Genomic DNA, 26405 nt, shown 5'->3' on the forward strand with positions numbered 1-26405 from the left:
ACGACATCGACCAGAAGCCGATCGCTCCTCTTCTCCTCAGCCGGAGCGACACGACCCACCGAAGGAATCACTCCGTGTCAGACCCCCGCGACGCAGCCCGACCCGAGGCGCCCGCGCCCGCCGATGCGAAGCGGCTGACCGTGGTGATCGGCTGCGACACCTTCGCGCCGAACGTCAACGGGGCGGCCAAGTTCGCCGAGCGCCTCGCTGCGGGTCTCGTGCAGCGCGGCCACGAGGTCCACGTCGTCGCCCCCTCGGCCGACGGCTGGAGCGGCACCCGCGTCGAGACGCACGAGGGGCAGCGGATGATCGTCCACCGCCTCTTCAGCCTCCGCTGGTACCCCCACGACTGGCTGCGGTTCGCGATGCCGTTCCGCATCCGGCAGAACAGCGCGCGGATCCTCGACGAGGTGAAGCCCGACGTCGTGCACTTCCAGTCGCACATGATCGTCGGCCGCGGTCTCAGCATCGCCGCTGAGGATCGCGGCATCCGCATCATCGGCACGAACCACTTCATGCCCGAGAACCTGCTCGAGTTCACGCTGCTCCCCACGGCCGTCCAGGCCAAGGCCATCCAGATGGCGTGGCGGGCCGCCCGTCGCACCTTCGGTCGTGCGGAGGCGGTCACCACGCCGACCCGCAAGGCCGCCCAGTTCCTCGAGAAGTTCACGGGCCTCAAGGACGTCCAGGCCATCTCCTGCGGCATCGACGCCGACAACTACACGCCCGACTTCACGCCCCGCCCCGGCAACAGCATCCTGTTCGTCGGCCGGGTCACGGGCGAGAAGCACATCGACGTCCTGCTCCGGGCCGTCGCGCTGCTCGACCCGTCGCTCGACGCCAAGCTCGAGATCGTGGGCGGAGGCGACCAGATGCGGAACCTCCAGCAGCTCGCGTCGAGCCTCGGCATCGCCGATCGCGTCCGCTTCACGGGCTACGTCGAGGATGCTGAGCTGAAGGAGGCGTACACCCGCGCCACCGTCTTCGCGATGCCCTCCATCGCCGAGCTGCAGAGCATCGCGACCATGGAGGCGATGGCCTCGGCCCTGCCCGTCGTCGCCGCCGACGCGATGGCGCTCCCGCACCTCGTGCACGACGGCGAGAACGGCTACCTCTTCGCGCCGGGCGATGCGCAGGCGCTGGCCGACCGCCTCACCGACGTGCTCTCGGCGGAGCCGGACGCGCTCGAGGCGATGAAGCGCGCCTCCCTCCGCATCGTCGCCGCACACGACATCAACCGCACGATCAGCACATTCGAGAGCCTGTATCGTGGGGAGCCGGTGGCCGATCCGGCCTCCGACGCAGCGTCCGCTCCGGCCGGCCGATCCTGACGGATCCCGCCCCGCAGTCGCCGCGGGGCGTTAGCTCAGCTGGTCAGAGCAGCGGACTCATAATCCGTCGGTCACGGGTTCAAGTCCCGTACGCCCTACGTTCCTGAGTCCGTGGCCCGGGGTCCGTGCGCACGCCGACCACGCAGTAGTCGACGTAGTCGGCGCCGACTACGTCGACTCGTGCGGAGTCGCGGGTCGAGGCGCGAGCCGCTCAGGCGTCGGGGCGCGACTTCTTCAGGCGGGTCTTCGCGGCGCGCTCGGTCAGCACCGAGAGGTAGTCCTGGATCGGGCGGTCGGCCAGGGCGTCGAGTTCGGCGCGCACGACCGATTCGACCTCGGCCTCGGGCCGGTCGGGGAAGCGGCCCCGGAGGCGCGCGGACACTTCGGACACGATCTCGTCGAGGTTCACTTCGGTAGGCACCGGGAGATCATGCACCGGTCCGGTGAACGGCAGGTGCGAGCGTGAGAGCGCGATCATGGGAGTCCTCGAAGCCGCGCTGAGTCCTCTACTGGGGGCGCGGGGCCGACCATCCCGTGCCTACTCTGGTCGCGGACGCAACGGGGCTTTCGCTCGCACTGCTGGACGACCCGGCGGTGGGTGGCAGCCGGCTCTCTCGGCGTCGTCCCGCTCGGTCGCGACGGACGACGGAGGATCACCGGTGGACCGCATGGAGCTCGCGACGACACTGCACGCCCTGGCCAGGACATCCCTCTCGGATGCGGTGACCCGCGCCGTCAACCGGGGCGACCTGAAGGTCGCGCCGCTGCCGGTGCGTGCCGTCGCGGTCACGCCGACCCGCCGGGGCTCCCGTCGACGGACCGACGACGACACGGTCCAGACCGCCGGCGTCAACGCCTGGGCTCTCGACGACGCGACCGCCGTCGCCCTCGCGCGCGGCGGGATCCTGATCAAGGACGCCGCCGACGGCGTGTTCGTCTCACCGACCGTGGCCGAGCTCGCCGAGGCGCGCGACGAGCGGGAGCTGGCCGGCTACCTCGCGGACGCCGAGGAGCTCATCGCCGTCGTCCTCGGGCACTCCGGATCCTCGAGCAGGTGAGCGCTAGCACGTCCGTGGCCCCGACGCCCGTACTGGCCGCCCGGAGCCGGACGTGATTGCCTGAACACGTGCCTGATCTCCCGATGTTCCCGCTCGGCTCCGTGCTCCTGCCGCACATGCCGCTCCCGCTCCGGCTGTTCGAGCCGCGGTACCTGCGGATGCTCGGCGACGTCCTCGAGGATGACAGCCCCTCCTTCGGCGTGGTCCTCATCGAGCGCGGGCAGGAGGTCGGCGGCGGCGATCAGCGCTTCCCCGTCGGCACCGTCGCGCGCATCCTGAACATCGACGGCGAGGAGGCGTTCGTGACGCTGGACTCGGTGGGGGAGGACCGCTTCGAGGTCGTCCGCTGGTACGACGACGATCCGTACCCCAAGGCCGAGGTGCGGCCCCTGGCTCCGCTCGAGTGGGACTCGAGCCTCGATGCGACGCTGCGGGAGACGGAGTCGGCGGTCCGCACGGCCCTCGCGGTCGCGAGCGAGTTCGTCGAGCAGCGCTACGGCGCCGTCGTCGAGCTCGCCGAGGATCCGGCGGCGCACGCCTGGCAGCTCGCGGGAGTGGCTCCGGTCACCGAGATCGACCGCCTGACGTTCCTCCGCAGCGCGTCGATGGCGGACCTGCTCGAGGCGGTCCGCGCGCGCTCGGCCGAGGCGACGGAGTCGTTCAGGGCCGGCTGGGCCTGACGCTCACTCCTCGAGCGCGACTCCGCGCTCCTCGGCGAGGCGCACGAGATCGTCGACGATGACGAGCGCCATCCGCACGGAGCGGTCGCGGCGGTAGTCCTCGGCGTTCGCATCTATCCTCGGCGCCCGGTCGAGCGTCTCCTCGATCGACTGCGCCAGCTCGCGCCACGCGTCCTGGCGGGCGTCGTCGACGAGGGCCGCCAGGTACTGCTCGTCCCGGGCGCGCTCGCGCAGGGCGTCCGCGACGGCGAGGGACAGCTTCTCGCGGTGGTCGAGGTTGTCGACGTCGGCCGACCGGTAGTCGTGCACGTGATCGGAGCGACCCTCGACGTAGGTGACATCGACGGCGATCGAGCGCACGCGCCGTGCCGCCGCCTCCGACTCGCCGGCGAGCTTCTCGAGCTCTCCCGCGGCGACGACCGAGTAGTGGCCGACGTCGAAGGGCACGTCGGCGGTGAGTCCGTCCATCAGGATCCGGTTCTTCACGGCCATCCTGCTCGCGTACTGCGCGAGCATCAGGCCCTCCTCCGCGGCCTCCTCGACCGAGACGGGGTCGCGCACAGGGTTGTCATCGGGGTCGAACGGCTCCATCTTGAACCTGCGTCGACGGCGGAACCACACGCGCGTCACCTGCATCCCGATACCGGCCCCGACCGCCGGAGCACCTCTTCGAGAGTACCCGTCGGGCGGGGGCCGCGGGCGGAGGTTTGCGCGTCGGCTGCCGCGGTGACGACCGCCTGAAGCGGACCGGCTCGCCCCGATCGCCGTCGATACGGCCCTCGGCCGCCGACCGTGACCGGTCGGACCGCGTGGCGGATCCTCCGCGGGACCCCTGATCGCGTTGACTGGGGGGATGGACCACCGGCGCATCTCGGTCGTCGTCCCCGTCAAGGATGACGCCCGGCATCTCGAGCGACTGCTCGCCCTCCTAAGCGAGCAGACGCTCGCCCCCTTCGAGGTCGTCGTCGTCGACGACTGCAGCACCGACGACAGCGCCGAGGTCGCTCGCGCGGCCGGTGCCCGGGTGGTGGTGCACGACGGCGCGGGGATCCCGGCGAGCACGGCGCACGGCTTCGACGTCGCCCGCGGGGCGGTGCTCGCCCGGCTCGACGCCGACTCGCAGCCGGGACCCGACTGGATCGCGCGCCTCGCCGGGCACTTCGCCGATCCCGCGGTGGGCGCGGTGACCGGCCCGGGTCGCTTCGTCGAGCTCGGACCGGTGGCGCGGACCGCGGCCCGCCTGGTCTACATGGACGCGTACTTCGCCCTGATGGGCTCGGCCCTGGCCAACTGGCCGCTGTTCGGCTCGAACTGCGCGATCCGCCGCTCGGCGTGGGAGGAGATCGCAGGCGAGATGCACCGCCACGACCCGTACGTCCACGACGATGTCGAGATCAGCGTGCACCTCGGTCTGCGGCACCGGATCGTGCTCGACCGGCACCTGGTGGTCGGCATCTCGGCCCGGCCCTTCGGGGCGCCGGTCGACATGCTCCGGCGCCTGGATCGGGCACTGCACACTCTGCGGACCCACCGCGGGCTCGGGGCGCCGGTGCTGCGCTGGACGCACCTGGTGCGCCGGAACCGGATCGAGCGGCTGCGCGCCCTCGCGGCGTCGCGGCGCGGCTAGGCGACCGGCCGCTCCTCCTTCGGCATGGCCCATACCGCGGCGAGCATTCTCAGCGCGAGGACGGTCAGGGCGATGCAGACCGATCGGGTGCCCGCCGCGAGATCGGCTGCAGCGGGAGTGCCGTCTCCGGTGGCGGCGTTGACGATCGCGCCGAAGACGGCGACCGCGACCGCACTGCCGATGTTGCGGGCGAAGAAGTTGGTCGACGAGACGACGCCGCGCTCGTTCCACTCGACGCTCGCCTGCGCGCGGATGAGCGTCGGAGTCGCGACGAGGCCCATCCCCGCGCCGATGATCACGCAGAAGCCCGCGATCTCCCACAGCGACGAGGACTGCCCGAGCAGGATGGTCAGCCCCGTTCCGATCACCACCAGCGTCGCGCCGATGAATCCCGTGGTGCGGAACCCGATCCGGAGGTAGAGCCTGCCGGAGAGACTCGCGGCGACGGGCCAGCCCAGCGTCATCGCAGCGACCGCGAATCCCGCGCCGAGCGCCGAGCTGCCGAGGACGCCCTGGGCGAAGGTCGGGAAGTAGGACGTGACGCCGAGCGTGATCGCACCGACGGTGACCGACACGAGGCTCGTCGAGATCAGGACCCGCCGCGTGAGCACCCAGAGCGGCAGGACCGGGGCCGCCGCCCGCCGCTCGATGGCGACGAACGCCGCGAACGCGAGCGCCGAGAGCACGAAGACGCCGATGCCGGCGGGGGATAGCCACGGCCAGGCGCTGCCTCCCTCGAGCAGCCCGAGGATCAGCAGGGCCGTGCCGATCGCGAGGACGGCGGCACCCGGAAGATCGATCGGCTGACGCTCGCCGCGGGTCGTCTCGCGGAAGTTGCGGACGAGCAGGAACGCCGCGAGCAGGCAGAGCGGGATGTTGACGAGGAAGATCCCGCGCCAGGCGCCGAGGTCGGAGAGCACGCCGCCGAGGGTCGGGCCGACGACGGAGGAGATGCCCCAGACGCTCGCCAGGTAGCCCTGGGTCTTGGCGCGCTCGGCGACCGTGTAGATGTCCCCTGCGATCGTGATGCCCATCGGCTGGATCGCTCCGGCTCCGAGGCCCTGGAGAGCGCGGAACGCGATCAGCGCGGGCATGCTCCAGGCGAGACCGCATAGGAGCGACCCGAGCAGGAACAGGCCGATCCCGATGAGCATGATCGGCTTGCGCCCGACGACGTCCGCGAGCTTGCCGTAGAGCGGGACCGAGACGGCCTGGGCGAGCAGGTAGACCGAGAACAGCCAGGGGAACTGCTCGAAGCCCCCGAGGTCCGCCACGATCGAGGGCACGGCGGTCGCGAGGATGGTGGCGTCCAGCGCGACCAGCGCGGTCGAGATCATCAGGGCGAGGAGGATCGGACCGCGTTCGGAGCGCAGTCCGACGCTGGCGCGAGTGGGGGCGTCGGTCATTCCTCCCACGCTATTGCAGAGCCGGGGTATGGAATGAGGGCTCGACGGGCTCGGTAGACTCGTCGTATGGAACTCGTCCTCTGGCTCGTCGTGGCCGCCATCGCCGGTGCCGGCATCGTCTCCGGCGTCGCCGCCCTGATCGCCATGACGAAGGCTCCCTGGTCCGACAGGTAGGCCCGGCGCGGCAGGCGGCCCCGGCCGGCTGCGCGACCTCGGTCCGATGCACTGACCCGGTCCGCTGAGCGGCCGGCATCCATCGTCACCGCACTCCTCCCGCTCACTGGTAGGCGCGCACGACGCTCCAGCACGGATCCGTCGACGCGATGACGTCGAGGACGAAGGCGCCTCCGGTCTCGAGGTCGGTGGCCTGGAAGCGCCAGCCGCCGATGCTGACCGGCGCCCCTCCGAAGGTCGGCGGGTAGCCCTCGAGCGGCGCCCACCAGTCGCTCGTGCAGGTCCACACCGTGGGCCGGTCCGTGACGCGGTACCGGCCGCCCCTCCACTCGAGCGCGATCGGCACGCCGTCGTCGTCGGTGGAGACCACCGCGGTCTCGTCGATCACCGCCATCGACGGCCTCCGTTCGCCTCTGCACGACCCGCCGTGACGGTTGGTCGTTCGAACATCTGTTCGATAGTCTGCGAGTGTACGCCGCGGCGCCCGTGCTCGCCACGGCCGCGGATCGACCGGGCAGGAGGCGCGATGATCGAGTGGAGTCCCCTCCAGATGCTGCGCAGCAGCGGGCCCGACGAGTGGGTCATGGTCGACGCGATGCGCACGGGCCGGATCGGTCTCGTCCGCAGGATCGAGACGGGCCCGTACCGCGAGACCTGGTTCAGGGCGGTCACCTGGTCGGCCGATCCGAGCCGGCGCGAGCTCGTCGGCTACTCGCCGTCGATGGAGGCGATCGCCGACGCGCTCTGGAAGCGGCAGCCGCTCACCGCGCAGGAGAAGCCCTTCCCGGGCTATCCGCCGTCGACGACGACGGCACGGTGATCGCGGCGGCCGGGGTGCGGGCGCGCTCGGCGGGGGAGAATGATCGGATGCTCCTCGCACTCGCCGGCGGCCCCACGGGGGAGTGGACGGTGCTCTCGGCCGACTCCGGAGAGACGGTGGCCACGGGGCGGGGTCCCCTCGAGCTCGCGTCGCTCGTGCGCGCTCGCGAGGCCGAGAGGCCGCGCTGGGTGTGGGACGACACCGCACGCTGGTACCCCGCCCTGCTCGAGGCCGGCGTGAGCGTCGCGCGCTGCCACGACCTGCGGCTGTCGCGGGCGATCCTCCGCCGTTCGGTCGCCACCGCCGGATCTGAGCTCGCGCGGTCGCCCGGCGACGCGTGGGACGGTGGCGCCGCCGTCCCCGCCGCGGGCGACACCCTGCTCGGCTTCGAGGAGGCATCGGGCGAGGAGGGGGAGCTCGATCCCCTCGAGGAGCTCGCCCGCCAGGAGGCGGCGCTCTCGCGGGCGACGGGAGCCGGCCGGCTGCGCCTCCTGCTCGCGGCCGAGTCGGTCGGCGCCCTCATCGCGCGCGAGATCGCCGCCGCCGGTCTGCCCTGGAGCGCCGACGTCCACGACCGGGTGCTCACCGAGGCGCTCGGGCCCAGGCCGCACTTCGGCGGCCGTCCCGAACGGCTCGAGGCGCTGGCGAACCGCATCCGCGCCGAGCTCGCGGCTCCCGAGCTGAACCCCGATTCGCCGGCCGACCTGATCCGGGCGCTCCGACGCGGCGGGCTCGCCGTCGAGTCGACCCGCTCCTGGGAGCTGCAGTCGCTCGAGCACCCGGTGATCGCGCCGCTGCTCGAGTACAAGAAGCTCTCGCGCCTGCTGACGGCGAACGGCTGGGCCTGGTTGGACTCCTGGGTGCACGGCGGGCGGTTCCGCCCCGAGTACGTGGTCGGCGGCGTGGTCACCGGCCGCTGGGCGACCTCCGGCGGAGGCGCGCTGCAGCTGCCGCGCCAGATCCGCGCCGCGGTGGTCGCCGATCCCGGCTGGAAGCTGGTCGTCGCCGACGCCGCGCAGCTCGAGCCGCGCATCCTCGCGGCGATGTCCGGCGACTCCGCGATGGCGGCGGCCGGCCGCGGGCGCGACCTCTACCAGGGCATCGTCGACGCCGGGGTCGTCCCCGATCGGGCGCGGGCCAAGGTCGCGATGCTCGGCGCGATGTACGGGGCGACGAGCGGGGAGGCGGGGCGACTGCTCCCACGACTCGCCCGGGCGTACCCGCGCTCGGTCGCCCACGTCGAGGCGGCGGCGCGGGCGGGGGAGCGGGGGGAGCCGGTGTCGACCTGGCTCGGCCGCAGCTCGCCTCCGGGTGCGGCTCTCGACTCCGACGCTCCCGATGCGCGCAGCGGCCAGCGGGCCCGCGAGTGGGGCCGGTTCACCCGCAACTTCGTCGTGCAGGGCACGGCGGCCGAGTGGGCGCTCTGCTGGATGGGCGAGCTGCGGGCGCGGCTGCGCCAGGGCGACGCGCACCTCGTGTACTTCCTGCACGACGAGGTCATCGTGCACGCGCCGGCGGAGGCGGCCGACCGCGTCGCGGCGATCCTCCGCGACTCGGCGGTGCGCGCCGGCCGGGCTCTGTTCGGCGACTCGGAGGTCGACTTCCCGATCACCGTCGCCGTGGTCGACTCGTACGATCAGGCGAAGTAGGCGGCCCGCGTCCGGATGACCCGCGGGACGGGTCAGCGGATCAGTACCAGTGCGGCGAGCGCGAGTTCCACTTCGACCAGGCGGTGCACGGCGAGCCGTAGACGTCCGCGATGTACGCGAGACCCCAGTCGATCTGGGTCGCCGCGTTGGTCTGGTAGTCGGAACCGTAGGTGGCCATCTTGCTGGCGGGCAGGGCCTGCGGGATCCCGTAGGCGCCGGAGGAGCGGTTCAGCGCGTTCCAGCGCCATCCCGACTCGCCGTTCCAGAGCGGGACGAGGCAGGAGTCCATCTGGTCCTGGCCCCAGCCGTGGTTGCCCATCACGGAGCGGGCGTAGGCCTGCGCCTGCGAGGGGGACATGCCGTCGGTGCGACCCGCGTAGGTGCTGAGAGCGGCGATGGTCTGGGCCGAGCTGTTCCGCGCTCCGGTCGGGTCGTCGTTGCCGAGCTGCAGGGGTCCTCCTCCGGAGGAGGGGGCGGCGGGAGCCGCGACGGGCGCGGGGGCGGCGGGAGCATTCGCTGCCTGCTGGCGGCGCGCCTCCTCCTCGGCGGCGAGCCGGGACTGGCGCTCCTGCTCCTCGAAGTCGGCCTTGGCCTGCTGACCGGTCGAGTACTCCTCCTCGAGCGCGGCGGTCGTGTTCTTGAGCGACGCGAGCTGCTCGTAGAGCTGAGCGCTGTACTGCTCCTGCTCGGCGACCTTGGCGTCGGCGTCCGCCTGGGCGGCCTGCGCGGTCTCGAGCGCGTCCTCGGCGGCCGAGGCGAGCGACGCCCGCTCGGTACGGGCCTGCTCGGCCTGGGTGGCGAGAGCGCCGGCCTGGTTCTCGGTCGACTCCGCCTCGGTCTGCAGACGGCTGGTCTGCAGGGTGAGCTGGCTCATCGTGCCGAGGCGGTAGAGCAGAGCGTCCGACTCCTGCCCGCCGATGAGGAGGTTGAGTGTCGCGTCGGTGCCGCCGTTGCGGTACAGCTGGGCCGCGAGCCGGCCCGCCTGCTCCTTGGCGTCGTCGGCGTCGGCGCGAGCGGCGTCGGCGCGCTCCTCGAGGGCGGTCACCCGCTGCGTCGCCTCGTCGAGCGCGCTCTGCGCGGCATCGGCCTCGGAGGCCCTGGTGATGGCGGCGTCGGTCAGCGCAGCGGCCTGATCGCGGAGATCGGCGAGGAAGGAGGTGATGCGGTCGACCTCGGCGGCGGTGGCGGACTCGCTCGACTTCGCTGCCTCGACGTCGGACCACGAGGGGTAGTCGGAGGGGTCGTAGGCAGCCGACGCGGTGAGAGGTGAGGCCAGGGCGGTGCAGAGGACGAGGACGGTGCCCGCACCCGCCGCCAGGAGGCGCCGGCGCGCGCGCGAGGGCGCGCGGACGCCGAGGGGGGAGCGAGACATGCGATCCAGCCTAGGCGACGGCACCAGTCCCTGTCTCGTCCCGGGTGGCCGCCCGCCGACCGCGACGCGGGCGCTCGAGGGCGAAGCCGCGCACTCCCGAGGCCGCATCGCCCTTCGAGAGCTCCTCTCGAGCGGCCTCGAGGAGGCTGCGCAGGGCGCCGTCGCGCACCAGTGCCGCACGCGCGGCGAGGCGCCGCTGAGGGTGCTCGTCGAGCAGATCGGCCTCGTCGGGAGGGGTGCTGCCGTAGGCGTCGAGGACCGCGTCGAGGTCGGCCCCTTCGAGGCTCGAGGCCAGCAGGATGCGGTCGAGCACGTCGTCCCAGTCCTCGGAGGGCGAGGCGCCCTCTCCGGTCAGCCAGGCGATCGCCTGCGCCCGGCCGTCCTCGGTCAGGGCGTGCAGCGGCAGCCCGTCCTCCGTGGAGCCGGCACCCGTCACGAGCCCGCGCTCGCGGAGGCGATCGAGCGTCGAGTAGATCTGCCCCACATTCACGCGGCGCCGGTGCGCAGCACGATCGAGCAGCTCGGCGTGCAGCTGGAGACCGTAGGCGGGCCCGAGGGTGAGGAGAGCCAGCAGACCGTCGCGGACCGACACGGAGCTCCTGTCGGATCAGAGGGAGGGACGGACGATCCCGAGTATAGGCAGGGGATCCGGGCTCACGGTCGGCAGGCGCGGCGAGCCGTCTTGTCGGCGCGGAGACCCTGTTGCATAATCTGACGTGGTGGCTCGTCCACCGTCTAATCGAAGAATGCACCACTCGTCGTTTCGTGGTCCGGGTCGTTGGGGAAGACGCACCGGGACGGACGGAGGACAGCATGGTGGCGCTACAGACTCGGGGTGTGCTCTTCGTGCACTCCGCCCCCCGCGCGCTCTGCCCCCATCTCGAATGGGGAGCGGGTCGCGCTCTCGGTCGACCCGTGAACTTCTCGTGGATCGAGCAGCCGGTGCTCCGCGGCACGCAGCGCGCCGAGTTCGAGTGGGAGGGCCCGGTCGGAACCGGTGCGACGATCGCCTCCGCCCTCAGGGGCTGGGAGGACGTCCGCTACGAGGTCACGGAGGAGCCGGCCCCCGGCACCGACGGCGGACGGTGGATGCACACGCCCGCGCTCGGCATCTTCTACGCCCAGACCGACAGCGTCGGCAACACGGTCATCCCGGAGGACCGCATCCGCTCCGCCATGGAGATCGCCGGAGCCGACCCCATCGAGCTGCACCGCGAACTCCGCCTCGCCCTCGGCCAGGCCTGGGAGGACGAACTCGAGCCCTTCCGCTCGGCCAGCGACTTCGCGCCGGTCGTGTGGCTGCACCGAGTGGGCTGAGCCCACTCGGTGCCTGCGCCGCTCCTCGCACGGCGCAGCGCGGTCGACTCTGCGGGGTGGTCGCGACTCAGAGAGCGTCCTGCGTTCGGCGACGGTGATTCGCTGGATACGCCTCCACCTTGCGGGTTTTAGGTCGTGACCACGTAAGCGTTCAATCGGCCCGGCTCGCCGCCATCCATGCTGGTCGAGTAGCCCCGCAGGGGCGTATCGAGACCCACCAGCGTCAGCAGACGAGGTTGAATCCTGGCCTTCTGACGGACGTGGATCTCGATACGCCCGCTTCGCGGGCTACTCGATCAGCGAGGGAGGGGCCCGCACGCGGGAGGTCTCTTCCGAGGAGGAGGGGGACCGCGAGTCTGCTGGTCGAGTAGCCGCCGGAGGCGGCGTATCGAGACCCACCAGAGTCAGCAGTGCGGGCTTCTGTCTTCGACTTCTGATGCTGGTGGATCTCGACACGCCCGCTGGGCGGGCTACTCGATCAGCGGGGAAGGAATGCCCCGTCGTCCGCTGCGGGAGGCGGAGCCCACTTCGGAGGGAGTGACGCGGCGCAGCCCGCGATGTGACCAGCGTGCAGCTCGCCGTGCTGACGACGTATCCAGCACGAGAGCCTCTGCAGAAGGGCTCCTGACTCCAGCACTCCGGGCGGAGACGCGCGGCGAAGCTCGCGCCCTTAGGACGTGAGCCTGCAGACCACCCTCGCGCCCCGAGGCGTATCCGTCGATTCGCGTCCCAGCGGATCGACGTCGCCGCACCGCACCGGCCCTGCGATCCGCGACCACCCCGGAAGCGGACGCGCCGACGCCGCGCAGGGAGCGGCGTCGCCCGCGTTCCGGTCGGTGTGACGGGGCTACGCCCCGTTACACCGACCGGAACGCGGCAACAGCATTGTGTCCGCCGAATCCGAACGAATTGGACAGGGCCACCTGCGGCCCGTCGCCCAGCGCCCTGGGGCTCGTCACGACGTCGAGGGGGATCTGCGGGTCCTGCTCGGTGAGGTTGATCGTCGGCGGGGCGGTGCGCTCGTGGAGGGCGAGGACCGTGAAGATCGCCTCGAGGGCGCCGGTGCCGCCGAGGAGGTGGCCGGTGGCGGCCTTGGTGGCCGAGACGGCGATGTTCGGGAGGTGGTCGCCGAAGACGCGGGCGAGGGCGCGGTACTCGGCGATGTCGCCGACGGGAGTGCTGGTCGCGTGCGCGTTGACGTGGGTGACGTCGGTGCGGGCGGCTCCGGCCTGCTCGAGGGCCTCGATCATGGCGCGGGCGGCGGCGGAGCCCTCGGGGTCGGGGGCGGTGATGTGGTACGAGTCGCTGGTCACCGCTCCGCCGGCGAGCTCGGCGTAGATGCGGGCGCCGCGGGCGAGGGCGTGCTCCTCGGTCTCGAGGATGAGGGTGGCCGCTCCTTCGCCGAGGACGAAGCCGTCGCGGGAGACATCGTAGGGGCGCGAGGCGGCGGCGGGGTCGTCATTGCGTCGCGACAGGGCCTGCATGGCCGCGAAGGCCGCGATGGGCAGCGGGTGCACGACCGACTCGGTGCCGCCGGCGATGACGACGTCGGCGAGGCCGCGCTGGAGGTGCTCGTAGGCGTTGGCGATCGCCTCGGTGCTCGACGCGCAGGCCGAGACGTCGGTGCGGGCGTAGGCGCGGGAGGGGATGGCCATGCTGATCGCGGCGGCGGCGGCGTTCGGCATGAGCATCGGGATGGTCATGGGGAGGACGCGTCGCGGCCCGCGCTCGCGCAGGGTGTCCCACGCGTCGGTGAGGGTCCAGAGTCCGCCGATGCCGGTGGAGTAGTCGACGCCGACGCGCAGCGGGTCGACGTCGGTGATGCCGGAGTCGGCCCAGGCCTCGCGCGCCGAGATCAGCGCGAACTGGCTGGAGGGGTCGAGGCGCTTCGCCTCGGGGCGGGAGAGCACCTCCTCGGGGCGGACCTTGGCCTGCCCGGCGAAGGTGACGGGGATGTCGAGCTCCGACACCCAGTCGGCCTCGATGGTGCGCACACCCGACTCGCCCGCGAGCAGGGCGGTCCACGATTCGCGGGCCGTTCCTCCGAGCGGAGTGCTGGCTCCGATGCCGGTGACGACGATTTTCTTGGTCATGACGACGTTCTCTGTTCCGTGACGGGTGGGTGCCGGGCGCACCCCGGGCCGGGCGATCGCCCGGGCCGGGGTGTCCGCCGCGCGGACGGGGTGCGCGGAGCGCTGACTACGCGGAGGCGTTGACGATGAAGGTGACCGCGTCGCCGACCGTCTTGAGGTTCTTGACCTCGTCGTCCGGGATCTTGACGTCGAACTTCTCCTCGGCGTTCACGACGATGGTCATCATCGAGATCGAGTCGATGTCGAGGTCGTCGGTGAACGACTTGTCCAGCTCGACGGAATCGGTCGCGATGCCCGTCTCGTCATTGACCAGTTCGGCCAGGCCGGCGAGGACTTCTTCGGTGGACAGTGCCATGGTGTTCTCTCCTTGAGGGTGTGGTGCAGCGTGTCGTCAGGTGACCGTAGGTCAGTTTAGGGGTGGGCCTGCGCCCCCTACGGGAGCACCACGACCTGCGCGCCGAAGACCAGTCCGGCTCCGAAGCCGATCTGCAGGGCGAGTCCGCCGCTGAGCTCGGGGTGCTCCTCGAGCAGGCGGTGGGTGGCCAGCGGGATCGAGGCGGCGGAGGTGTTGCCCGTCGTCTCGATGTCGCGGGCGATCGCGACGGACTCGGGGAGCTTCAGCTGCTTCGCGAACTCGTCGATGATCCGCATGTTGGCCTGGTGCGGGATGAACGCGGCGAGGTCCTCGGGCTCGACGCCCGCCTCCGCCAGCGCCTGCTTCGCGACCTTCGCCATCTCCCAGACCGCCCAGCGGAACACGGAGGGTCCGTCCTGGCGGAGGGTCGGCCACTCGACGCGCCCCTCGCGGTAGGCCTGCAGGGGGTTGTCCATGCCGACGGTGTCCCACTTGGATCCGTCGGAGCCCCAGACCGTCTTCGAGATGCCCGCGGTGTCGCTCGGCCCGACGACCGCGGCGCCGGCTCCGTCGCCGAGGAGGAAGGAGATGCTGCGATCGGCCGGGTTCACGAGGTCGGACAGCTTCTCGGCGCCGACGACGAGCACGTACTCGGCGAGTCCGGAGCGGATGAAGGAGTCGGCCTGGGCGATCCCGTAGGTGTAGCCGGCGCACGCGGCCGAGATGTCGTAGGCGGGCGCGGGGTTCGCGCCGATGCGGTCGGCGAGGAGGGCTGCCAGCGACGGCGTCTGCACCGTGTTGCTGATCGTCGAGACGAGGACGACGCCGATCTGGTCGGGGCGGATGCCCGCCTTCTCGATGGCCTCGAGCGAGGCCTCGGTGGCGAGGTCGACGGCCTGGACGTCGGCGGAGGCGCGGCGACGCTCGATGATGCCGGTGCGCTGGCGGATCCACTCGTCGGAGGAGTTGATCGGCCCGATCAGGTCGTCGTTCGGCACGACGCGGTCGCCTCGGGCCGCTCCGATGCCGAGGATCCGGGTGAACTCGGTGCCGCTGGACTGGGTGAGGGTGGGGTTGGTCATGTGTCTCTCCTGCTAGGCGGCGTGCTCGTCGATGAAGGCGCGGGCGGCGTCGAGGTCGTCGGGCGTCTTGACCGCGAGGGTCGGGAGGCCCTTGAGGCCGCGCTTGGCGAGGCCCACCAGGGCTCCCGCCGGGGCGAGCTCGATCAGGCCGGTGACACCCGCGTCGGCGAACGCCGCCATGCAGAGGTCCCAGCGCACGGGGGAGGCGACCTGTCCGACGAGCAGCTCGAGGAACGCCGCTCCCGAGGTGACGACCGAGCCGTCGCGGTTCGTCCAGAGGCGCAGGTCGGGGTCGGACGGGGTGATCCCCGCGGCGACGGCGGCGAGCTCGTCGCGCGCCGGCGCCATGTAGCGGGTGTGGAAGGCTCCGGCGACCTGCAGCGGGACGACCCGGGTCCCGCGGACGGGCTCGTCCTTGAGGGCCAGCAGAGCGTCGGTCGCACCGGCGACGACGATCTGGCCGCCCCCGTTGTAGTTGGCGGGCTCGAGGCCGAGCTCGGCGAGGCGCGCGAGGAGCGCCTCCTCGTCGCCACCCAGGACGGCGCTCATCGCGGTCGGCGTCGTCGCTGCGGCGGCGGCCATCGCGCGGGCCCGCTCGCGGACGAACACGAGGGCATCCGGCTCGCTCAGCACTCCGGCTCCGGCGGCGGCCGTGATCTCGCCGACGGAGTGGCCGGCGATCCCGGCGATGCGGTCGCGGCGTCCACCGTCGAGCAGAGCCGACAGGGTCACCAGGCCGGCCGAGACGATCAGGGGCTGGGCGACCGCGGTGTCGCGGAGAGTGTCGGCGTCCGACTCGGTGCCGTGGGCCGCGAGATCGATGCCCACCGCCTCCGAGTGGGCGGCGACCTGCTCGGCGACCGAGGGCTCGGCCAGCCAGGGGGCGAGGAATCCGGGGGTCTGGGAGCCCTGACCCGGGGCGACGACGACGATCACAGTGTCCAGTCTTCCGATCCGCGCCACCGAGTGCGGCGCTCTGACGTACTGACAAACCACAAAGAGCTTGTGGCGGTTCTACAAGAGCTACTTGCGGGTCGGCCTGCGGCGGACGGCGCCGTCCGGATCGCTCATCGAGCCGAGGATGAGCGCCGACTGCAGGATGAGCGCCTCGCGCGCACCCGTGGCGTCCCAGCCGATCACCTCGGCGACGCGCTTGAGGCGGTAGCGCACGGTGTTCGGGTGCACGAACAGCTCGCGCGCGGTCGCCTCGAGGGAGCGGCCGTTGTCGAGGTAGGCCCACAGCGTGGTGAGCAGCTCGGTCGAGTGCTTCTGCAGCGGGCGGTAGATCTGGGTGATGAGGCTCTGGCGCGCGAGCGGATCGCCCGCGAGAGCGCGCTCGGGAAGCAGATCGTCGGCGCTCACGGGCCGAGGGGCGTTGCGCCAGGAGCGGGCGACCGCGAAGCCGGCGAGGGCGGCCCGAGCGCTCCGCGAGGCCTCGACGAGGGTGGGCACCTCGTGACCGAGGACGAGGTGACCCGTCCCGAAGCCGGGCTCGAGGGCCTCCGCGATCTCGAGGAAGGCGACCGGCGGGCCGGACTCCTCCGTGGCGCTCTCGCTCGGCTCGGCGCGGCCGATGACCAGGACGAGGCGGCTGCCCTGCACGCCGATGAGCACGTCGGCGGCCATGTGCCGGGCCGTGCGGCGCAGCTGGTCGACGTCGAGCATCTTGGGCGCCGTGCCGACGAGCACGGCGACCTCGCCGTGACCGTGCCAGCCGAGGGCCGCGATCCGGCTCGGGAGCTCGTCGTCGGCCTCGCCCGTGAGGATCGAGTCGACGACGAGGGCCTCGAGCCGCGCGTCCCACAGGCCCCGCGCCTCGGCCGCTCGGGCGTAGACGTCGGCCGCGGCGAAGGCGATCTCGCGGGAGTAGAGCAGGATCGCCTCGCGGAGGTCGACTCCGCCGTTCTTGACACGGTCCTCGACCACCTCGACGGTGACCTTGATGAGCTGGAGCGTCTGGGTCAGCGAGACGGAGCGCAGCAGCTCGCGGGGCGCGGCGCCGAACACGTCGGCCGCGATCCACGCCGTGGCCGACGGGTCGTCGAACCACGAGATGAACGACGTGATGCCGGCCTGGGCGACGAGCCCGACCGAGGACCGGCGCCCCGGGGGCATGCTGCCGTACCAGGGCAGCGTGTCCTCGAGCCGCTTGATGGTCTGCGTCGCGAGTTCGCCCGCGATCGTGCGCAGCCACGCGAGCGTCTGCTCTTTGGTCTTCGGAGCGCCCGGCCGGGGGGCCGAGCGCTCCGAGGGCAGATCTCGCGCGACCGACGATGCGTCGTCGGAGGAGAGCACGGACCCGTCCGTCAGCTCTCGCCGCCCGCGTTGCCGGTGGTGCCGGCGTTGACGTCGAGGAGACGGTACTTCTCGATCGCCTGGACCGCGAGCGAGGGGTCGACCTCGCCGCGCTTGGCGAGCAGCTGGAGCGTGCGCACCACGACCGACGGACCGTCGATCTTGAAGTAGCGGCGTGCGGCCGCGCGGGTGTCCGAGAAGCCGAAGTCGTCCGCTCCGAGCGTCGCGAAGTCGCCCGGGATGAACTGCCGCAGCTGGTCGGGGACCTGGTGCGAGAAGTCGGAGACGGCGACGAAGGGACCCTTCGCGTCGGCCAGCTTCTCGGTCACGTAGGGCACCTGCGCCTCGTCCTCGGGGTGGAGGAAGTTGTGGTGCTCGGCCTTGATGCCGTCGCGCCGCAGCTCGTTCCACGAGGTGACCGACCACACGTCGGCCGACACCCCCCAGTCCTCGGCGAGGAGCTTCTGCGCCTCGATCGCCCACGGCACGGCGACTCCGGACGCGAGGAGCTGCGCCTTCGGGCCGTCCCACTGCCCCCACGAGATGCGGTGGATGCCGCGGACGATGCCCTCGACGTCGACGTCCTCCGGCTCCTTCGGCTGCACGATCGGCTCGTTGTAGACGGCGATGTAGTACATGACGTTGGGGTCGTCGTGCTTCCCGCCGTACATGCGGTCGAGACCGGACTGCACGATGTGCGCGATCTCGTAGCCGTAGGCCGGGTCGTAGCTGACCACGGCCGGGTTGGTCGCCGCGAGGATCGGGGAGTGCCCGTCCGCGTGCTGGAGGCCCTCGCCGGTGAGCGTGGTCCGTCCGGCCGTCGCGCCGATCATGAAGCCGCGCGACATCATGTCGCCCGCCGCCCAGATCGCGTCGCCCGTGCGCTGGAACCCGAACATCGAGTAGAAGACGTAGACCGGGATGAGCGGCTCGCCCTGCGTCGAGTAGGAGGTGCCGATCGCGGTGAACGCCGCGAGCGCTCCGGCCTCGTTGATGCCGACGTGCAGGATCTGCCCCTGGGGGCTCTCCTTGTACGCGAGCAGCAGCTCGCGGTCGACCGAGGTGTAGTGCTGACCGCGGGGGTTGTAGATCTTCGCGTTCGGGAAGAACGCGTCCATCCCGAACGTGCGCGCCTCGTCGGGGATGATCGGGACGACCCGGTTGCCGAAGTCCTTCGAGCGCAGGATGTCCTTCAGGATGCGCACGAACGCCATGGTGGTGGCGACCTCCTGCGTACCCGAGCCCTTCTTGCCGATCGCGTAGGCGGAGTCGTCCGGCAGGCTGAGCCGCGTGTACTTCGAGCGGCGCTCGGGGACGTAGCCGCCGAGCGCGCGACGACGCTCCTGCATGTACTCGATCGCCTCGTCGCCCTGACCGGGGTGGAAGTACGGCGGGAGGTAGGGGTTCTCCTCGAGCTGGGCGTCCGTGATCGGTATCCGCATGGTGTCGCGGAAGCCCTTCAGGTTGTCGAGCGTCATCTTCTTCATCTGGTGGGTCGCGTTGCGGCCCTCGAAGCTGCGGCCGAGACCGTAGCCCTTGATGGTGTGGGCGAGGATGACGGTCGGCTGGCCCTTGTGCTCCGTCGCGGCCTTCATGGCGGCGTAGATCTTGCGGTAGTCGTGACCGCCTCGGCGCAGGCCCCAGATCTGCTCGTCGGTCATGTCCTCGACCAGCTTCTTCGCGCGCGGGTCGCGACCGAAGAAGTTCTCGCGGACGTAGGCGCCGTCCTCCGTCTTGTAGGTCTGGAAGTCGCCGTCGGGCGTCTTGTTCATCAGGTCGAGCAGAGCGCCCTCGGTGTCGCGGGCGAGCAGGTCGTCCCACTCGCGGCCCCAGATGAGCTTGATGACGTTCCAGCCGGCGCCGCGGAAGTACGACTCGAGCTCCTGGACGATCTTGCCGTTGCCGCGGACGGGTCCGTCGAGGCGCTGGAGGTTGCAGTTGACGATGAAGTTGAGGTTGTCGAGTCCGTCGTTCGCCGCCACCTGGAGCTGACCGCGCGACTCGACCTCGTCCATCTCGCCGTCGCCGAGGAACGCCCAGACCTGCTGGTCGGAGGCGTCCTTGATGCCGCGGTTGGTGAGGTACTTGTTGGCCTGCGCCTGGTAGATCGCGTTGATCGGCCCGAGGCCCATCGACACGGTCGGGAACTGCCAGAACTCGGGCATGAGGCGCGGGTGCGGGTAGCTCGAGAGCCCTCCGCCCTGGTGCGACTTCTCCTGGCGGAAGCCGTCGAGCTGGTGCTCGCTCAGGCGTCCCTCGAGGAAGGCGCGCGCGTAGGGACCGGGGGAGGCGTGGCCCTGGATGAAGATCTGGTCGCCACCGCCCGGGTGGTCCTGGCCGCGGAAGAAGTGGTTGAAGCCGACCTCGTAGAGCGACGCGCTCGACGCGTACGTCGAGATGTGGCCGCCGACTCCGATGCCGGGACGCTGCGCGCGGTGCACGAGGATGGCCGCGTTCCAGCGGATCCAGGCGCGGTAGCGGCGCTCGACGTCCTCGTCGCCCGGGAAGTCGGGCTCGTTCTCGGCCGCGATCGTGTTGATGTAGTCCGTGGTCGGCACCATCGGCACGCCGAGGTGCAGCTCTTTGGAGCGCTTGAGGAGGCTGAGCATGACGTCACGTCCGCGACCGGCCCCCCGCTCCTCGACGAGCGCGTCGAGCGACTCGTTCCACTCCGACGTTTCCTCGGGGTCCGAGTCCACGTGACCGACGGAATACGGGTCCTGATCGTTAACAGTCACCCTCGACCTCTCTCTGGGGGCAGATCGTGCCCGAGACATCACTCTCATGAAGCGGTGCGGATCCGCGCGCTGGAGGACTCGGATGACGAGCCGGGCGCGGGCACCTGGATCAGCCTATCGATTCCCACCATCTGTGACGATCCACGACGGAACCCCTCAGGTGTCTGTGGGATTTCACCAGGCCGGGCACGCGCAGCGGCCGAAACCTCCCGATCCTTGGTGGAAGCCCGGAGCGGGTCTAGCATTGCCCCTCGTGCTCGCGCGACTCTCGTGCGCACGGAAGGACCTCGGACCGATGGCTCTCGAGAAGCTCACGCTGGCTCCCGATTTCGAACTCGCGAACCAGTACGGCGAGCGCATCCAGCTCGGCGACTTCCACGGGCGGCGCAACGTCGCCCTCGTCTTCTTCCCCCTCGCCTTCTCGGGCACCTGCACGGGGGAGTTCTGCGCGCTGCGCGAGAACCTGTCGCTGTTCGAGCACGCCGAGGTCGAGCTGATCGGCATCTCGGTCGACTCGAAGCAGACCCTGCGCGCCTGGGGCGAGAAGCAGGGCTACGACTTCACGCTGCTCTCGGACTTCTGGCCGCACGGCGACGTCGCCAAGCAGTACGGCGTGTTCCTCGAGGGCAAGGGCTACGCGACGCGGGCCACCTTCCTGATCGACAAGTCGGGCGTCATCCGCGACACCTTCATCACGGCTCCCGGCGAGGCGCGATCGATGGACGCCTACCGGGCCGCCATCGACGCGCTGGTGCCGGCGCACGCCTGACGCCGGCTCACGCTGCGCGAGTCGCCCCGTCGGCGAGCCTCGATCGTCGCGTCCCGAAGCGGCCTCCCGCGACGTCAGTTCAGGATGTTGACCGCGCGCGAGATGACCAGGGCCAGCAGCACGAAGCCGGTGAATCCCTCGAGCGACATCAGGAGCTTCACGCGGCTCGACAGCGGCATGGTGTCGGTCGGGCTGAACGCCATCGTGTTCGTCGTCGAGACGTAGAGGTAGTCGACGAAGCCCGGCCGCCAGTCGGCGCGCTCGGAGGAGGAGATCGACACGTCACCCACCGTGTCCCGGTAGGTGTCCTGCGGGAACGCGAAGTCGGCCGGCGGCAGCTCGGCGCGGGGGAGCGTCCCGCGGGCGACCGGCCCGCCCCGGTCGATCTCCCAGTAGAGCAGTGCGTAGGCGACCACGTTCGTCACCCAGACCTGCAGGGCGGTGAGCAGGAGGAGCGGCCCGTCGGTCGATCCGTCGACCAGGTCGCCGATCACCGAGACGACGTTCACCTGGTTGGCCACCGTCAGCACCACCGCGAGCGCGATCGACACTCCCCGTGACCAGCGCGTCTCGGAGTCGAGCCGACGTGGATTCACGATGAACAGGGGCACCAGCAGAGCGAGGGTGATCCCCGCGGCGACGAGCCTGACGACCGACGTGCCGTCGTTGTGCCCGACGACGTTCAACGCGACGGCGACGACGATCGCGGCGGAGGCGGGCCACCGGCTCTCGGCGCGGCGCCTGGCCCGTGCGCCGTCGCCACTGCTGTCGGACATGAGCCGAGGGTAGCGGCGCCGCACGTCTCCCGGGACGGGCCGAACGGCCCCGGGCGCCGCGCCCCGACCGGGTCGGCGGAGCGCGGCCGTGTCGTAGGATCGAGGCGATCGTTCGCGGCTCGGCCGCGGCGGGGGCCTTTAGCTCAGTTGGTAGAGCGCCACGTTTACACCGTGGATGTCATCGGTTCGAGCCCGGTAGGGCCCACTCGCAATGTCGCCGGCCCACCTTGCTCGGGTCGAGCGCCCCGACCGCGGCAGCAAGAAGCCCGCCTGGAGCCGCATCGCCGAAGCCTGGCGCGGATCGTTCAGGAGACGGCGCGATGTCGGACGCGCTGCCTACGCTGAGAAAGCAGTAACCCCGGAGACATGCTCTCGCAGAGGCCTTCCGGGGTCTTCATCGAAGAAATTACCATCGCGTCCTGGACTGGATTGACGCCGACGTCCGCGAGTGGGCGCTGAGGCTCTCCGGACTCCAGCCGGTCATCGCCTCCCGCCCGATGTGATGGCGGTGGAGACGCGCACTCCGGGTCGGCCGCGGACCGCGCATCGTCATCCGAAGCTGTCGCCCGAGGGGTCATCGAAGTGAGCGACTGCGCGACATTAGCCCTCCGCTCGGCGGCGCGTCGAGAGCGGGGCGCGTCAGCGCGACTGGCGGCGCTTGTAGGGCTTGGGCTGGCCCTTGACGACCGGGGCGCGGCCGGTGCCCTTGGAGGCCTTGGCCTTGCCGCCGGACTTGGGGGCGGCCGCCTCCTCGTCACCGAGGGCGGCGAGCTCCTCGCGGGCGGAGGCGAGGCGCTGACGGCCCGCGGCGGTGAGGGTGGTGGCCGCGGCGCCGGGCTCGAACAGGACGCGGCCGTCGTCGAGCTCGACGGCCTCGACGGAGGAGTCGAGCTTCTGCCGCGAGATGCCGAGCTTCTCGGCGGCGCGCACGAAGTGGAGCTCTTCGGCGACCACCACGAAATGACGCAGCTGACTGATCTTCATCCGGAACCCTCCACGGCCGCGCTCTGCGACCCCACCACCGTACGCGGTCCCGCGGTCAGGGGCGCCGAGGACCCCGCCGACGAGAGGGTAGGAGAACCGCCGTTCGGCGCGAGCTCGCGCGCTGCGGAACGGGGGGAGAAGGGCCCCGGAGGGCGCTCGTCCGTCCATCCCCGCCGTCCCGTTCCCGGGTGCTTGTAGGAGAGCGCTCTCAGGTCTAGCCTCGCCGCGTGGGCGGAACCCGAAGCCTCCCGCGGAGGAGGCCGACGTGGGCGCGCTCGTCTACAGCGCTCTCGCATCGCTCGACGGCTACACCGTCGACGAGGCGGGCGGATTCGGCTGGGCCGAACCGCGACCGGCGGTGCACCGCTTCATCAATGAGATCGAAGCGGCGGTCGGCACGATGCTCCTCGGACGACGCATGTACGAGACCATGCGGGTCTGGGACACGGGCTTCGAGCTGGCCAAGCAGTTCGCCTTCATCGCGGATTACCAGCGCCTGTGGCAGGGATCGGACAAGGTCGTCTACTCGCGAACGCTGGCGAAGGTCCGCACTCGGCGGACGACCCTCGAGACGACCTTCGATCCCGTGACGGTGGCGGAACGGGCGCGCGCGAGCGATCGCGACACCTCGATCGGAGGGGCCACGCTCGCTGCGACTGCCCTCGCCGCGGGGATCGTGGACGAGGTGCGCTGGTTCGTGGTGCCGGTGACGGTCGGAGGCGGCACTCCGTTCCTCCCACGCGGCCTGGAGCTCTCGCTCGACCTGCGAGAGGAGCGCCGGTTCGCCGACGGGACGGTCTACCTCCGCTACGCCGTGCGCGCCTGATCCACGGCGCCGACGAGCGCCGCGATCCTCGAGGCGATGCGTGCTCCCTGGGCGCGGCCGGCCTCGGCGGACGCCGCACGGACGGCCGGGTCGAGCGAGTTCGGGCCGAAGGCCGCGACCGACGCCTCATCGGCGTAGACGATCTCGACGCGCGATCCCTCGAGGGCCTCGAGCTCGGACGTCGGGAGCGTGCCGACACCGGGTGCGCCCGCGCCAGGGAGCGGGGTGACGACGACGACCCACTCCGAGCCCGCCGCCAGATCGGCGTTGCTGCCCGAGCGGACGCCGCCGTCCATGTAGCGCACGCCCCCGATCGTGACGGGCGGCCACACTCCTGGCACCGCGCAGCTCGCCGAGATCGCGTCGACGAGCTCGACGCCGCTCGAGCGGTCGAAGACCTCGAGCGCGCCGGTCGCCGTGTCGACGGCGGTGATCAGGAGGCGGCGCTCCGGCCAGTCGGCGTCGGCGACCCGTGCGGCGATCACGTCGCGGCGGGTCTCCTCGGGCAGGGTCGCCGTCTCGAGCGCCAGAGTGCCGATGCGGCGCCGCGCGTCCTCGGGAGACGTCGCGCCCTCGATCGCCGAGGCGAAGAGCGCCTGCAGAGCCACGGAGTCGACGTCGGCGCCGATCTCGGCCGACTCCTCGCGCAGCTGCGCCTCGTACGACTCGTCGAGGCCGACGGAGGTGCTCAGCTGGGCGGCGACGGCGGAACCGGCGGAGGTGCCGATGAAGGTCGTCGAGGGGTCGAGGAGGAGTCGCGCGGTCTCGGGCGACGCGTCGGCGATGCCGCGGACGACACCGAGCTCCCACGCGATCCCGGCGAGGCCGCCTCCGGCGAGGACGAGGGCTCCGGGCATGGTGAAGGTCCTTCCGTCGAGGTGCAGGGGGGTGCGGCGCCGTCAGCGGCGCCGCAGCACCAACGCTGTCACATCGTCCTGGACGCCCGTGCTGAGAGCGAGGGCGGCGAGGTGGTCGAAGAGCTCGTCGTCGCCGAGGCTGCGGACCAGGTCGGCGACGTGATCGAGCGCGCTGAGCGAGCCGTCGTAGAGGTCGAGCACGCCGTCGCTGCACGAGAACAGCGCGTCGCCCGGGGAGAGGATCCGCTGGTGCTCCTCCCACTGGGCGTCCTCCGCGATCCCCAGGGGGAGTCCGGCGGTGCTCAGGCGCTCGACGGCTCCATCGGCACGGACGAGGACGGTGAGTCCGTGCCCCGCGTCGACGAACGTGAGCACGCCGTCGACGGGGTCGACGCTGCCGACGAAGGCGGTCGCGAAGGTGGCGGTGGCGGTGAGGTCCTGGAGGAGCTGCGCGTTGACGGCGGTGACCGCGGCGCCCGGGGCCGCCTCCGGTCGCGCCTGGAACGCGGAGCGGACGGCCGAGGCGATGATCGCCGCCCCGGTGCCCTTGCCCATCACATCCACCACCTCGAGCGCGAGACGGCCGTCGGAGGAGCGCCAGGAGGCGTAGTCGCCCGCTACGTCGTGAGCCGGCAGCGTCGACCCCGCGACGCTCCAGTCGTGCACCACCAGCGCGGGCGGGCGCAGGCGCCGCTGCAGCTCGGCGGCGCGGCTCGCCGACGCGATCTCGCGCAGCTCGCGCTCGGCCCACCGCCCGAGCTCCTCGAGGACCTGCCGCTCCTCCTCGGAGAAGTCGCGGGCGACGCGGTCGAAGACGCAGATCGTGCCGACCCGCTGGTTGTCGCCGATCGTCAGGGGGCGTCCGGCGTAGAAGCGGAGGTGCGTGTCGCCGGTCACGGCTCCGCGCTCGGCGAAGCGCGCATCGGCAGTGGCGTCCTCGATGACGAGCAGCTCCGGCTGCTGGACGGTGATGTCGCAGATCGAGTCGGCGCGAGCGATCCGACTCGTCTGCGCCGGCCGCTCGGGGGACTTCGTGAACTGCGTCGACTCCTCGATGATGTTGATCTCGGCCGACGGCACGCGGAGCAGCTGACGCGCGACCCGCGTGATCCGATCGAAGCGCTCCTGCGGCCCGGACCCCGAGAAGTCGAGCGAGGCGACGGCGGCGAGACGGACCCGCTCCCTCTCGTCGGTCACGACCGCGGCCTCTCGCGGATGATCGTCCAGATGTTCTGACCGTCGACGCGGGCGTACTCGAACCGCGTCACGAGCGCCTGGATGAACGGGATGCCGCGACCGGCCTCCGCCCACTCGTCGGGCATGTCGCGGGGCTCGCTGACATCGACGCCGGCGGCGGGAGCGGAGTCGTTCAGCACGGCCCGCAGCTCGTGCTCGTCGACGGTGATGTCGATGACGCAGAGGGTGTGCCGGGCCGAGTGGGCGTGCTGCACGATGTTCGAGGTCAGCTCGGCGAGCGCGGTCTCGAAGGCCATCCGGTCCCACGAGCCGACGCCGGGCGACTCCGCCCAGATCTCGGCCAGGGCGTCGTGCACGGCGGTCACGCCGTCATCGGGAGGGGTGCGGATGACCAGCGAGCGCTCAGACACGGTAGGCGTCCTCGACGCTCTCGGTCGTGCCGAGCAGGCGATCGAGGTTCGACAGCCGGAGCACCATGGCCGGCTGCTCGGCGGGCGACGCGACCCGGATGTCTCCACCCGCGCGCCGTGCCTCCTTGAGGCACGCGACGAGCACGCCGAGGCCGGAGGAGTCGAGGAAGTCGACTCCGGCGAGGTCGACCACGACGCGCAGATCTCCGTCGGAGATCGCCCGCAGGACCACGGCCTCGAACTCGGGCACGCTCGTCAGATCGAGGCGCCCGACGGGCCGGACGACGACGATGTCGGGCTCGATCTTCTCGGTGCTGAGCTGCATGCGGATCTCCTCGGGGCGGGTCGGGTCCGGGACCCTCGACGTCGACCGTACAAGGGATCGGGAGGCGCCGCTCCACCTGCCCGCTGCCCTCCGCCCCGACCGCGGCGTCCGGGCGGCCCGCCGTCGCAGATGGCCAGGTCGGTCTGGGGATCGGGAGGGTCTGGATGCGGGGCGGGAGCGCGCCCTGGAGAGAGGTGCTCGGGGGCGGGCAGCAGAGGGCGGCGCGCTTCGCGCGGCCGGGGTGGGGGGCGCGCTCGTGAAGGC

The 26405-nt window shown here is 71.6% G+C and carries 27 protein-coding genes and 2 tRNA genes; 11 read left to right on the forward strand and 18 right to left on the reverse strand.

From position 1 onward, the window contains the following. The first annotated feature begins 74 nt into the window (after positions 1-74). Both GRS92_RS17955 and GRS92_RS17960 read left to right on the forward strand, forming a co-directional pair. Positions 75-1331, forward strand: a complete 1257-nt coding sequence (locus tag GRS92_RS17955; RefSeq protein WP_235022115.1) for a glycosyltransferase — start codon at positions 75-77, stop codon at positions 1329-1331. Positions 1332-1355: 24 nt separating this feature from the next. Then, positions 1356-1429 (forward strand) — tRNA-Ile (locus GRS92_RS17960). Between the two features lie 113 nt (positions 1430-1542). Here GRS92_RS17960 and GRS92_RS17965 read toward each other — a convergent pair. Continuing rightward, on the reverse strand, positions 1543-1752 hold the full coding sequence (locus GRS92_RS17965) for a three-helix bundle dimerization domain-containing protein (protein WP_159859452.1): 210 nt from the start codon (positions 1750-1752) through the stop codon (positions 1543-1545). A gap of 238 nt (positions 1753-1990) precedes the next feature. Here GRS92_RS17965 and GRS92_RS17970 point away from each other — a divergent pair, with 238 nt between their 5' ends. Further along, the gene (locus tag GRS92_RS17970) at positions 1991-2389 is read left to right on the forward strand and encodes a hypothetical protein (RefSeq protein ID WP_159859455.1); all 399 of its coding nucleotides are present in this window, start codon (positions 1991-1993) and stop codon (positions 2387-2389) included. A gap of 68 nt (positions 2390-2457) precedes the next feature. Then, the gene (locus tag GRS92_RS17975; protein WP_159859458.1) at positions 2458-3069 is read left to right on the forward strand and encodes an LON peptidase substrate-binding domain-containing protein; all 612 of its coding nucleotides are present in this window, start codon (positions 2458-2460) and stop codon (positions 3067-3069) included. Positions 3070-3072: 3 nt separating this feature from the next. On the opposite strand, the gene GRS92_RS17980 is transcribed toward GRS92_RS17975, so the two are convergent. Further along, positions 3073-3705, reverse strand: a complete 633-nt coding sequence (locus GRS92_RS17980; RefSeq protein ID WP_159859460.1) for a hypothetical protein — start codon at positions 3703-3705, stop codon at positions 3073-3075. A gap of 217 nt (positions 3706-3922) precedes the next feature. On the opposite strand from GRS92_RS17980, the gene GRS92_RS17985 reads away from it, so the two are divergent. After that, positions 3923-4696, forward strand: coding sequence for a glycosyltransferase (locus GRS92_RS17985; protein ID WP_159859463.1), 774 nt, complete (start codon positions 3923-3925; stop codon positions 4694-4696). On the opposite strand, the gene GRS92_RS17990 is transcribed toward GRS92_RS17985, so the two are convergent. Together GRS92_RS17990 and GRS92_RS17995 are read right to left on the reverse strand one after the other, a co-directional pair. Then, entirely contained in the window at positions 4693-6102 is a 1410-nt protein-coding gene (locus tag GRS92_RS17990; RefSeq protein ID WP_159859466.1) for an MDR family MFS transporter, read from the reverse strand. The genes GRS92_RS17985 and GRS92_RS17990 overlap by 4 nt on opposite strands. A gap of 277 nt (positions 6103-6379) precedes the next feature. Next, positions 6380-6670 (reverse strand): hypothetical protein, encoded by a 291-nt coding sequence (locus tag GRS92_RS17995; RefSeq protein WP_159859469.1) that lies wholly within the window; start codon positions 6668-6670, stop codon positions 6380-6382. A 132-nt stretch (positions 6671-6802) separates the two neighbouring features. Here GRS92_RS17995 and GRS92_RS18000 point away from each other — a divergent pair, with 132 nt between their 5' ends. Both GRS92_RS18000 and GRS92_RS18005 read left to right on the forward strand, forming a co-directional pair. Continuing rightward, positions 6803-7096, forward strand: coding sequence for a hypothetical protein (locus GRS92_RS18000; RefSeq protein WP_159859472.1), 294 nt, complete (start codon positions 6803-6805; stop codon positions 7094-7096). 47 nt (positions 7097-7143) lie between these two features. Continuing rightward, a complete protein-coding gene (locus GRS92_RS18005) occupies positions 7144-8745 on the forward strand; it encodes a bifunctional 3'-5' exonuclease/DNA polymerase (protein WP_159859475.1) in 1602 nt (533 codons plus the stop codon). 40 nt (positions 8746-8785) lie between these two features. Here the strand turns inward: GRS92_RS18005 and GRS92_RS18010 are convergent, their stop codons facing one another. Together GRS92_RS18010 and GRS92_RS18015 are read right to left on the reverse strand one after the other, a co-directional pair. Continuing rightward, on the reverse strand, positions 8786-10117 hold the full coding sequence (locus GRS92_RS18010) for a coiled-coil domain-containing protein (RefSeq protein WP_159859478.1): 1332 nt from the start codon (positions 10115-10117) through the stop codon (positions 8786-8788). 10 nt (positions 10118-10127) lie between these two features. Further along, positions 10128-10709: a PadR family transcriptional regulator gene (locus tag GRS92_RS18015; RefSeq protein ID WP_159859481.1), complete on the reverse strand. Its 582-nt coding sequence runs from the start codon at positions 10707-10709 to the stop codon at positions 10128-10130. Positions 10710-10930: 221 nt separating this feature from the next. Here GRS92_RS18015 and GRS92_RS18020 point away from each other — a divergent pair, with 221 nt between their 5' ends. Then, positions 10931-11434, forward strand: coding sequence for a DUF3145 domain-containing protein (locus GRS92_RS18020; protein ID WP_159859484.1), 504 nt, complete (start codon positions 10931-10933; stop codon positions 11432-11434). A gap of 857 nt (positions 11435-12291) precedes the next feature. Here GRS92_RS18020 and GRS92_RS18025 read toward each other — a convergent pair. The 6 genes from GRS92_RS18025 to aceE all read right to left on the reverse strand — a co-directional run bounded on the left by GRS92_RS18025 (position 12292) and on the right by aceE (position 19997). Further along, positions 12292-13527 carry a beta-ketoacyl-[acyl-carrier-protein] synthase family protein gene (locus GRS92_RS18025; RefSeq protein WP_159859487.1) on the reverse strand — a complete coding sequence of 412 codons (1236 nt, stop codon included), beginning with the start codon at positions 13525-13527 and terminating at the stop codon, positions 12292-12294. A gap of 106 nt (positions 13528-13633) precedes the next feature. Next, entirely contained in the window at positions 13634-13882 is a 249-nt protein-coding gene (locus GRS92_RS18030) for an acyl carrier protein (protein ID WP_159859490.1), read from the reverse strand. 77 nt (positions 13883-13959) lie between these two features. Continuing rightward, entirely contained in the window at positions 13960-14964 is a 1005-nt protein-coding gene (locus tag GRS92_RS18035) for a beta-ketoacyl-ACP synthase III (protein WP_159859493.1), read from the reverse strand. Between the two features lie 12 nt (positions 14965-14976). Further along, positions 14977-15900, reverse strand: a complete 924-nt coding sequence (locus GRS92_RS18040; protein ID WP_159859496.1) for an ACP S-malonyltransferase — start codon at positions 15898-15900, stop codon at positions 14977-14979. An 87-nt stretch (positions 15901-15987) separates the two neighbouring features. Beyond that, positions 15988-17220, reverse strand: coding sequence for a PucR family transcriptional regulator (locus GRS92_RS18045; RefSeq protein ID WP_159859529.1), 1233 nt, complete (start codon positions 17218-17220; stop codon positions 15988-15990). 50 nt (positions 17221-17270) lie between these two features. Further along, a complete protein-coding gene (gene aceE / locus GRS92_RS18050; RefSeq protein ID WP_159859499.1) occupies positions 17271-19997 on the reverse strand; it encodes a pyruvate dehydrogenase (acetyl-transferring), homodimeric type in 2727 nt (908 codons plus the stop codon). A 295-nt stretch (positions 19998-20292) separates the two neighbouring features. Between aceE and GRS92_RS18055 the strand changes: the two genes are divergently transcribed. After that, complete coding sequence (locus GRS92_RS18055) at positions 20293-20766, forward strand: peroxiredoxin (protein ID WP_159859502.1); 474 nt, start codon at positions 20293-20295, stop codon at positions 20764-20766. Positions 20767-20840: 74 nt separating this feature from the next. Here GRS92_RS18055 and GRS92_RS18060 read toward each other — a convergent pair whose 3' ends face one another. Continuing rightward, a complete protein-coding gene (locus GRS92_RS18060; protein ID WP_159859505.1) occupies positions 20841-21542 on the reverse strand; it encodes a hypothetical protein in 702 nt (233 codons plus the stop codon). 132 nt (positions 21543-21674) lie between these two features. On the opposite strand from GRS92_RS18060, the gene GRS92_RS18065 reads away from it, so the two are divergent. Further along, positions 21675-21747 (forward strand) — tRNA-Val (locus tag GRS92_RS18065). Between the two features lie 434 nt (positions 21748-22181). Here GRS92_RS18065 and GRS92_RS18070 read toward each other — a convergent pair. Continuing rightward, the gene (locus tag GRS92_RS18070; RefSeq protein WP_159859508.1) at positions 22182-22526 is read right to left on the reverse strand and encodes a LysR family transcriptional regulator; all 345 of its coding nucleotides are present in this window, start codon (positions 22524-22526) and stop codon (positions 22182-22184) included. Between the two features lie 265 nt (positions 22527-22791). Here GRS92_RS18070 and GRS92_RS18075 point away from each other — a divergent pair, with 265 nt between their 5' ends. After that, positions 22792-23352, forward strand: a complete 561-nt coding sequence (locus tag GRS92_RS18075; protein ID WP_159859511.1) for a dihydrofolate reductase family protein — start codon at positions 22792-22794, stop codon at positions 23350-23352. Here the strand turns inward: GRS92_RS18075 and GRS92_RS18080 are convergent. From GRS92_RS18080 to GRS92_RS18095, 4 genes are read right to left on the reverse strand one after another with little or no spacing between them, the layout of a single operon-like run. Beyond that, a complete protein-coding gene (locus GRS92_RS18080; protein WP_159859514.1) occupies positions 23334-24209 on the reverse strand; it encodes a patatin-like phospholipase family protein in 876 nt (291 codons plus the stop codon). The two genes, GRS92_RS18075 and GRS92_RS18080, sit on opposite strands and share 19 nt — an antisense overlap. A 42-nt stretch (positions 24210-24251) precedes the next feature. Further along, positions 24252-25406, reverse strand: a complete 1155-nt coding sequence (locus tag GRS92_RS18085; RefSeq protein ID WP_159859517.1) for a PP2C family protein-serine/threonine phosphatase — start codon at positions 25404-25406, stop codon at positions 24252-24254. Continuing rightward, complete coding sequence (locus GRS92_RS18090) at positions 25403-25816, reverse strand: ATP-binding protein (RefSeq protein ID WP_159859520.1); 414 nt, start codon at positions 25814-25816, stop codon at positions 25403-25405. Before GRS92_RS18090 ends, GRS92_RS18085 begins: the two co-directional genes overlap by 4 nt. Next, entirely contained in the window at positions 25809-26141 is a 333-nt protein-coding gene (locus GRS92_RS18095; RefSeq protein WP_159859523.1) for an STAS domain-containing protein, read from the reverse strand. Before GRS92_RS18095 ends, GRS92_RS18090 begins: the two co-directional genes overlap by 8 nt. Between the last annotated feature and the right edge of the window lie 264 nt (positions 26142-26405).

The sequence above is a fragment of the Rathayibacter sp. VKM Ac-2754 genome, from assembly GCF_009807095.1.
Taxonomy (GTDB): Bacteria; Actinomycetota; Actinomycetes; order Actinomycetales; family Microbacteriaceae; genus Rathayibacter.